Raw genomic sequence first — 7,970 nt, forward strand, 5'->3', positions numbered from 1 at the left:
ACCCTGGCCCGGTCGATGCCGAACGCGGCGTTCCTCGGATTCCGCGCCGGGCAGGAGCTCTCGGCCGCGGTCGCGAGCCTCGACGTCTTCGTCCACACCGGCATCCACGAGACATTCTGCCAGGCGGCGCAGGAGGCCAAGGCGAGCGGGGTACCGGTGGTCGCCCCTGCGGCGGGCGGGCTGCTTGACGTTGTCGAGCACGGCCGCACCGGGCTGCACTACACCCCGGCGACCCCGGCGACCCCGGCGACCCCGCGGGCGCAGGTCGCGGCCCTGACCGACGACCTCCCTCGTCGGGTGGCGATGGGTGCGGCGGCCCGGGAGTCGGTCGCGGGATGCGGGTGGAGCGCGATCGGCAACGAGCTGCTCGGCCACTACCGTGACGTGCTCGGCACCGGCGGCGGGGCCGGTCGCTTCGGCCGCCTCAGGCACCCCGGCCCGGTCATCGAGGGACGGAGCGGACGGCGGGGCGGACGACGGGACGGATGGGACGCACGCAAGCGGCCCGGGACGGGAAACGACGACGGGTGGTCAGCATGAAGATCGTGCAGGCGGCAAACTTCGTCGCGCCGGCCTCCGGCGGCATCCGGACGACACTGCGCCACCTCGCCGCCGGCTACACCGCGGCGGGCCACGAGGTCGTCCAGATCATTCCGGGCGAGCAGGACGCCGAACTGGTCCGGCCGGATGCCCGCGTGCTCCAACTGCGCGCCCCCGGCTACCCGGAACCGGTTACCGGATCATCACCGAGCCGTGGCGCGTCGCCGACCTGCTCGACCGGGAACGGCCCGACCGACTCGAGGTCCACGACCGGGCGACCCTGCGTCCGCTGGCCCGATGGGCCCGCCGGCGCGGGGTGCCGTCGCTGGTCGTCAGCCACGAGCGGCTCGACCGCCTGCTCGGCACCTGGACACCCGCACCGTTGCGGGGAGTCCTGCCGGTCTCGACAGCCGCGGACCGGGCAAACGCCTCGCTCGCGGCCGCCTTCGACTCCGTCGTGGCGACGACGGCCTGGGCGGCGGCGGAGTTCGTCCGCATCGGCGCCGGCAACCTGCGCCACGTTCCGCTCGGCGTCGAGCTCGACCGTTTCTCCTCCGCCCACCACGACCTGACCCTGCGACGCGCCTTCGCCCGTGACCAGGAGGCGCTGCTGGTGGTGGCCAGCCGGCTGGCACCGGAGAAGCGGGTCGACCTCGCCGTGGACGCGGCAGCCGAACTCGTCCGCCGCCGGGTGCCGGCGCGCCTGGTGATCGCCGGTGACGGGGCCCATCGGGGCCGGCTGGAACGGCATGCGGCCGGGCTGCCGGTGACCTTCCTCGGGTTCGTGGCCGACCAGGAACGGCTCGCCGGCCTGCTGGCGACCGCCGACCTCGCGCTCGCCCCCGGCCCGGTGGAGACCTTCGGGCTGGCCGCTCTGGAGGCGCTCGCCAGCGGCACCCCGGCAGTGGTGCACCACGCCAGCGCGCTCGCCGAACTGATCGTCCCGGGAGTGGGCACGATCGCCGCGGGTAGCGGATTCACGTTCGCCGACGCCGTCGTGGACCTGCTGTCCGCCTCGCCTGCGCAGATCCACGCGCGCCGGATCGCGGCCCGGGCCCGCGCGGAGCAGTTCCCCTGGTCGGCCACGGTCACGGGCTTCCTTGCCTGCCACGACTCGCCCGGTCCGGCCGCCCCGGACACGGCCTTCCCGCAGCCACCGGCGCCGCCGCTCGCGGCCTGACTCGCGGCCTGAAAGGCGGGCAGAGCCATGGACTCCGGCACCGGATCCCGGCGATTCGTCGCGCTGGGCGACAGCATCACGGTCGGCCTCGGCGACGGCGTGACGATGGGACGCGAACACCGCCGCCCCGCGACGGGAGGACGGGGCTTCGCCGCCCGGCTCGCCGCGTGCCTGGGCCCGGCCGGCGCCATGGAATTCACCAATCTGGCCACCACGGGAGCAACCACGCACGACGTGCGTACCCGTCAGCTTCCCGTCGCCCTGTCGCTGGGCCCCCAGATCGCCAGTGTGATCGCCGGCATGAACGACGTGCTGAAACCGACGTTCGATCCGCTGCGGTTACGCCAGGACCTGGTCTGGACGGTGGGCCGCCTGCGGGCCGACGGAGTCGTCGTCCTCACCGCTACCATGCCCGATCCCAGCCGGCTGCTCCCGGTGCCGGCGCCGTTCGGCCGGATCCTGAGCGAACGGGTCGAACGGCTCAACGCGGCGGTCCAGGCCGCGGCCCGGACGGACCCCGGAGTGTTGATGGTCGACCTCTGCGGGCACCCTGCGGTGCGCAGCCGGTCCAGCTTCGACGTGGACCGGATCCACCCGGGGCCACGCGGCCACCGCCTGATCGCGCAGGCGTTCGCCCACCGTCTGTCGCACGCCGGGGTATCACTCGTGGGTATGCCGGACGGACCCGATCATGAGGAACCGGCTCCGGGAATCATCGAGCACTCCTACTGGCTGCTGAGCGTGGGCCTGCCCTGGCTGGCCGGGCGGTGCCTGCCCAGAGGCGACAAATGGCGCTATCATCCGGAAAAAGGTCTGGTACGGCCCCCTCGGCGAGCCTGAAGGCTCCTCGATTGCCTACGGTAGGCAATGTGCTTCCCGCCCTGTCAGCGTCGCCCCGGTCCGGAGTCCTCACCGGATGGGGCAATGCGTGGCTTGCCGGGCTCGTCGGGCTCGACGACGTCATCACCCAGATGCACCGCGCGCTCGGTGGCGAGGCGGCGCCGCACACCCTCGGCGACGAGCCGCTCGTGCTGGGCCTGGGAGCCCTGCGTTCGGCCGGAGCGCAACGGCTCCGGCTGGTCCTGCCCGCACCCGGGGACGCCACCGGCCTGCCCGGCCCGGCGGAGGTGAACAGGGACGCGATCACCGCCGGAGAGGCGATCATCGTGATCGGCCCGAACCCGCCGCTGGTGCTCGTCCCCGGGGTCGTCGTGCACGGGCCGGCCCTGGAGGGGCGGCTGGAGTCGGTGCACTGGCGGGTGCTCGTCGCGTCCCGCGTGCCACCGCCCGGAGCCGGCCTGCGCGCCGCGGAACACGACCTCAGCAACGCGATCCGCACCACGACGGCCGCGCTCATCGACCTCGACATCGCAAGCGCCCGCCCCGAGGTGCTCGCCCTGCTGCGCGACCGCGGGGTGGATGACCCGGGCCCGGGGCTGGGCCCAGGTCATCCACCGGGGGCGCACGCCTTGCTGGCCCGGGCGGAGCGATTGTCGACCCTGCTCGACCTCGCCGCCCGGGACGACGGTGCCGCGGTGACCGCGAGCGAGATCGCCCGCAGGTCCGCGGCGCTGCGCAGCCTTTCCGCAGCGGTGCGTCACGCCTACGCGGCGGCCTACGACGCCTTCGACCCGACGTATGCCCCCGTGCCGCCCTCGAACTGACGATCGCCGGCTGTCCGCCCCGGCCGGCTCCGGTCAGTTCAGCCGAGGGCAGAAGTGCCCGGCCGGATCGTCCGGGCGACCGCACAGGACGCACGGTGGACGCCCGGCTGCGACGATCGTGCGGGCCCGTTCGATGAAGGCACGGGCCTGTTTGATCGACAGTCCCACCCGCAACGAGTCGAGCTCGTCCTCGCTCTCGGGGAGCCGGAACTCCCCGGGGGACAGCCCGGCCGCCTCGACGAAGACCCGGTGGCCGTCCCAGGACACCGTGAGCTGGCCCAGATGGAAGTCCTCCTCGAACGGGGCATCCAGCGGGGCAAGATCGATCTCGACGTCCGAAGCGGTCGGAAGCACGATGCCCTGGGTCTGGCCCACCTGGCCGAGCAACGCGGTCAGCCCCTCCGCGAGAGCGGTGACCTCGGTTTTCTCCAGACCGACCGTCACGACCTGACCACGCCCGGCAGCCTGCAGGAAGAAGACCCGGTCACCCGGCTGGCCGACGGTTCCCACCACGAACCTTTCCGGGGATTCGAACACGTAGCGCCGCATATCTCCGATCGCTCCGTTACCTTGACTCGCTTCGTCGTTCGGTCCTGATCGCTTCGTTCCCCATCAGTATCGGTTCCCCATCAGCATCGGTTCCCCATCAGCATCGGTTCACCATCAGTATGGCCGCACCGCCATGCGGTCCGCCCTCGCCCGCCCTCCCGGATTCAGGACCACCCCGGATTCGGGTCCGCGGGGGTTCAGGTCCGCGGCGGCCCGAGGGGCTCGCAGCAGTGCGCGGGGCAGTCCGCCGGCCATGGCCCGAGGCCGGTCAGCGACCGTCGGACGCCGCCGGGACGACGCAGCTCCTCGATCAGTTCTCTCACCATCGAGACGAACCGCGGATCCACCCCGACGGTGCCCGCCCGCGTCGCCGGCAGGCCCAGCTCCCGCGCCCGTTCCAGGGCCCCCACGTCGAGGTCGTAGCGGACCTCCATGTGATCACTGACGAACCCCAGCGGAATGATCACGGAACTGGCGGCCCCCGCCGCGGCCAGCTGCGCGAGCCGATCGCGCACGTCCGGCTCGAGCCACGGCACGTCCGGCGATCCACTGCGGCTGCAGAAGGCCAGGTCGAAGGGATGACGCACGCCGGTGATGCGTTCGATCCCCTCGATGACCACCGCTGCGGTGGCCCGCAGCTGGCGAGCGTAGGCGCCCTCGCCACGCCCGCTGGCGCGGGCCTGCGCGAGGGGGAGCGAATGGGCGGTGAAGATCAGATGGGCATCGGAACGCACCTTCGCCGGCAGGTCGGCCAGCGCCGCGACGCCGCGGTCCACCATCGGCTCCACGAACCCCGGATGGTCGAAGAACAGCCGCAGCTTCACCAGCTCGGGCGCACGGTCCCCCACCGCGGCGGCGGCTGCCGCGAGGTCCTCCCGGTACTGCCGGCATCCCGAGTAGGACGAGAAAGCCGAGGTGACGAAGCACGCGGCACGCCGGATGCCGTCGGCGGCCATCTGGGCGACCGTGTCGGTCAGATAGGGCGCCCAGTTCCGGTTCCCCCAGTAGACCGGCAGCCCGGGCAGCTCCGCACGCAACGCGGTGACCAGCGCCCGGTTCTGCTCGTTGAGGGGGCTACGCTCACCGAACAGGTGGTACTGCTCGGCGACGACCGCCAGCCGGGAGGCGGGGATGTCCCGGCCCCTGGTCACGTTACGGAGGAACGGCAACACGTCGCCGGGCCCCTCGGGACCCCCGAACGAGACGAGCAGCAAGGCGTCCACGTCCCCCGATGCCCCGGCCCCGCTCATCTCGGCACGCTGCCGGCGATCTCCGCCGGATAGCTCGGGAAGTAGCGGGTGATCTCGGACAGCTCGAAGGTGGGCCGGATGGACCCGGCCGGTTCCCGCGCGAGCAGGAACGCGAACGACGCGCGGACCAACGCGATCAGGCCCGGCACATCGTCGGGCGAGAGCCCCACCGCCGCGAGCACCTTGTCATCGACCCGCACCCGGTAGTTGAAGGAGAGCCCGCGGACTCCCGGAGCCGTCTCCTCCGCGACCTCGACGTCGAAGTCGCGGCCGCCGTATGGTTCCACCCGGATCACGCCCACCGACCCACCCCCTCGCGGTTGCGCCGACCGCACCGCCGCAGCCACCTCCACCGCTGAGCCACCTCAACTGCTGAGCCACCTCAACTGAGAGGGAAGGCGCGCCCCTGGTTTCGATCAGCCAGCGGCGTGGCGGCACGGCGACGCCGCGCCACCTACGATATCCGTCGGCGCGCCCCACACGCGTCGCCGCCGGGCAAGAAGATCCCCAGGACCGACTCCCGCGCGGCAGCCGGGGCAGGCACCGGCCCACCCGGGCGCCATCGCGGGTGATCCAACCGATGATCAGACGGCCAGGTGAGCGTTCATAGCGCGGGCCCGCTCGCCGAGCTCGGGCATTTCCACGACCGTGACCCCGGCCGCGCCGAGCAGTTCGTAGCCCTGGCAGTCGGCGACGAACAGGCTGGGTTCCCGCCAGGCGATGACCACTCGGGGGATCTTCGCTTCCAGGATGAGCTGGGTGCAGGTGCGTGGCCACGACATGCGCTGGGAGCAGGGTTCGAGTGTGCTGTAGATCGTCGCGGTGGCGAGACGGGGGTCATCGGGAGCGACCTTCGCGAGCGCGGACTCCTCGGCATGCACCGTGTCGTCGACCTCGCGGGAAAACCCGAACGCGATCTCCTCGCCGTTCTCGCCGACGATGACGGCACCCACCGAGTAGGCACCGGTGGCGGGCGGGCAGCGGTGAGCGAGCTCGATGGCCCGCGTCATCCACCGGTGGTCATCGATCTGGGCCATGAGGGGCTCGTCCTTTCTCGGGCGGGTCCGGCAACCGTCGAAGAGCCCATCGCCTGCCGGAACTCGACCCCGTAGAGAACTTTGGCAACGATCTAGATGGTTGGGCCTGCTGGGAGCGCACGGCGCTCGGATGAGACCTGTTCACCCAGGTCGCGGACGGGTTCGAGCCGTGCCCACTCCTCGTTGCGGGCGAGGGTGCGCCAAATACCGGCGGCCCGGTTGAAGGTCGGGCCGTTGGTCACTTCCTTGCCGTCAACGATCATGAGGGCGTCGCTTGCTGCGGTGGCTGCCTGTTCGGGGTCCGGGTGGGTGCGGTGGATGAAGGCCCGTGCGAGTGCGAGATAGGTGCCGGCGGTGCTGACGTACCGTCCGGTTCCGCTGAGCATCGCCAACGATGCGCGGGCGTGTGGCTCGGCTTCGTCACCCTTGCCGAGATAGCCGAGTACCACCGCATTGAAAGCTTCGCTGGACTCTTCGTCGATCGGTGAAGGTCCTGGCAGGCGGTTGCCGGTCCAGAGATGATCATTCATGGTCCGCAAGGCGGTTAGTGCTTCGTCTTCGCGGCTGGTGATGGCGTAGGCGCGGGCCTGTGCGCAGGCGAGGAGCGGGACGATATAGGGGTGCGCCTGCGGCTGGGCCTGGGCGGCGATGTCCGCAGCGGTCTCGAACTCGCGGGCGAAGAAGGCCACGGCGGAGCGCATGGCGGCAACCGATCCGGCAAGTAGTAGGTTACCGGCTGCCTGGGCGTGTTGGGCGGCGAGGACGAAGAACGTCAACGCGCCGTCGTCATCGCCCATGTCGAAGGCAAGTCGACCACGGTAGAAGGCGTATTGGCCGGCGAGGAGTTCGAGGTCGCGGCGGTCGGTGCCGGTGACTCTGGTTTCCAACCGGGCTTCCGCATCGTCCCACGCCTGTTCGACGGGTCCGAGTAGATCCGCGTGCGGTGTCGTGGAGTAGATCCGGGTGAGGCGTTGGATGCCCTGGTGGAGCTGGGCGACACTGAGGGGGTCCGGGGTGGACGCGGCGATGGCGCGGGAGATCTGCGCGGCGCGGCTGGTGGCACCGGTCGTGGCGGTGCTGGCGGCAAGGAGGATGCCGGTGCCGAGTAGGTCACGGCGGCGCGACGGACTCACCTCCTCGCGGGGCGGCCCGCTGCCGGGCTCCGCCTGAGCGGGAACCATGACGGGACGTGGTAGCACGGGCGGCGGGGCTACGGCCTGTGTCTCACGGTAGCGAGTGGGATTCCGGGTCAGCAAATCTTCCACGGAAACGTGAAACATCTCCTCCAACACCCGGCATGCCGCCGGATAGGGCCTGGTGGCTACCTGGCCGGCGATCCACCGTTCCGCCTGCCGGTCGCTGAGTGCCCCCGGCACCCGAAGATCGTTGTTTTCCCGGCTGAGTGTGCGGGCGGTGGTGTCGAAGACACGGCGGAAGTCGTCGCAACTCCAGTTCCGATCATGAAGTAGTCGGGCGAGCATCGTGTCGCTGCGGGGCGGGGCCATCAGCGGTCCTTCCGACTGCCTGGCGAGGTCTGAGGTCCTGGTCAGGTGCCATGTTCCGACCGCCGGCCTCGAATGTCACGGGATGGCATCAGGAAGGCACGGATGGCAGGCGGATGCCGTGCCGTGCCGTCATGGTGGCGGCGTTCCCCTGCGCCCCGACGGTCACTGTGATGTCCGTGCCAGTTCCCCCGGCTGCCGGGGTGGGGGCCCGGTGATGGGTGAGCGTGCCGGCGTCGGGGCGCAGG

Annotated in this window: 8 protein-coding genes and 1 pseudogene; 4 read left to right on the plus strand and 5 right to left on the minus strand. The window is 71.4% G+C overall.

Features of this window, described 5'->3' with window-relative positions; genetic code table 11:
• The 4 genes and pseudogenes from AC08ON_RS11005 to AC08ON_RS11020 all read left to right on the plus strand — a co-directional run.
• The coding region (locus AC08ON_RS11005) for a glycosyltransferase (RefSeq protein WP_476616907.1) at positions 1-540 on the plus strand (540 nt) is incomplete at its 5' end.
• Positions 537-1,720 (plus strand): annotated as a pseudogene (locus tag AC08ON_RS11010) (glycosyltransferase). The gene AC08ON_RS11005 and the pseudogene AC08ON_RS11010, both read left to right, overlap by 4 nt.
• Before the next feature lie 27 nt (positions 1,721-1,747).
• Complete coding sequence (locus tag AC08ON_RS11015) at positions 1,748-2,560, plus strand: SGNH/GDSL hydrolase family protein (protein WP_476616908.1); 813 nt, start codon at positions 1,748-1,750, stop codon at positions 2,558-2,560.
• 29 nt (positions 2,561-2,589) lie between these two features.
• The gene (locus tag AC08ON_RS11020; RefSeq protein ID WP_476611658.1) at positions 2,590-3,384 is read left to right on the plus strand and encodes a hypothetical protein; all 795 of its coding nucleotides are present in this window, start codon (positions 2,590-2,592) and stop codon (positions 3,382-3,384) included.
• Positions 3,385-3,417: 33 nt separating this feature from the next.
• Here the strand turns inward: AC08ON_RS11020 and AC08ON_RS11025 are convergent, their stop codons facing one another.
• The 5 genes from AC08ON_RS11025 to AC08ON_RS11045 all read right to left on the minus strand — a co-directional run bounded on the left by AC08ON_RS11025 (position 3,418) and on the right by AC08ON_RS11045 (position 7,725).
• Complete coding sequence (locus AC08ON_RS11025; RefSeq protein ID WP_011436339.1) at positions 3,418-3,933, minus strand: DUF3090 domain-containing protein; 516 nt, start codon at positions 3,931-3,933, stop codon at positions 3,418-3,420.
• Between the two features lie 197 nt (positions 3,934-4,130).
• Positions 4,131-5,183 (minus strand): ferrochelatase, encoded by a 1,053-nt coding sequence (locus AC08ON_RS11030; RefSeq protein ID WP_476607459.1) that lies wholly within the window; start codon positions 5,181-5,183, stop codon positions 4,131-4,133.
• Complete coding sequence (locus tag AC08ON_RS11035; protein WP_476607466.1) at positions 5,180-5,485, minus strand: hypothetical protein; 306 nt, start codon at positions 5,483-5,485, stop codon at positions 5,180-5,182. Before AC08ON_RS11035 ends, AC08ON_RS11030 begins: the two co-directional genes overlap by 4 nt.
• A gap of 282 nt (positions 5,486-5,767) precedes the next feature.
• Positions 5,768-6,220 (minus strand): dCMP deaminase, encoded by a 453-nt coding sequence (locus tag AC08ON_RS11040; RefSeq protein WP_476607458.1) that lies wholly within the window; start codon positions 6,218-6,220, stop codon positions 5,768-5,770.
• Between the two features lie 92 nt (positions 6,221-6,312).
• The gene (locus AC08ON_RS11045) at positions 6,313-7,725 is read right to left on the minus strand and encodes a hypothetical protein (protein ID WP_476607457.1); all 1,413 of its coding nucleotides are present in this window, start codon (positions 7,723-7,725) and stop codon (positions 6,313-6,315) included.
• Positions 7,726-7,970 lie beyond the last annotated feature (245 nt).

This window comes from Frankia sp. CoWAU3 (genome assembly GCF_977971855.1).

Excerpts from the sequence above, each read along its gene's own strand:
- AC08ON_RS11015 (WP_476616908.1), top strand. The coding sequence starts at position 1,748 with ATGGACTCCGGCACCGGATCCCGGCGATTCGTCGCGCTGGGCGACAGC.
- AC08ON_RS11030 (WP_476607459.1), bottom strand. The coding sequence starts at position 5,183 with ATGAGCGGGGCCGGGGCATCGGGGGACGTGGACGCCTTGCTGCTCGTC.
- AC08ON_RS11045 (WP_476607457.1), bottom strand. The coding sequence starts at position 7,725 with ATGGCCCCGCCCCGCAGCGACACGATGCTCGCCCGACTACTTCATGAT.
- AC08ON_RS11040 (WP_476607458.1), bottom strand. The coding sequence starts at position 6,220 with ATGGCCCAGATCGATGACCACCGGTGGATGACGCGGGCCATCGAGCTC.
- AC08ON_RS11025 (WP_011436339.1), bottom strand. The coding sequence starts at position 3,933 with ATGCGGCGCTACGTGTTCGAATCCCCGGAAAGGTTCGTGGTGGGAACC.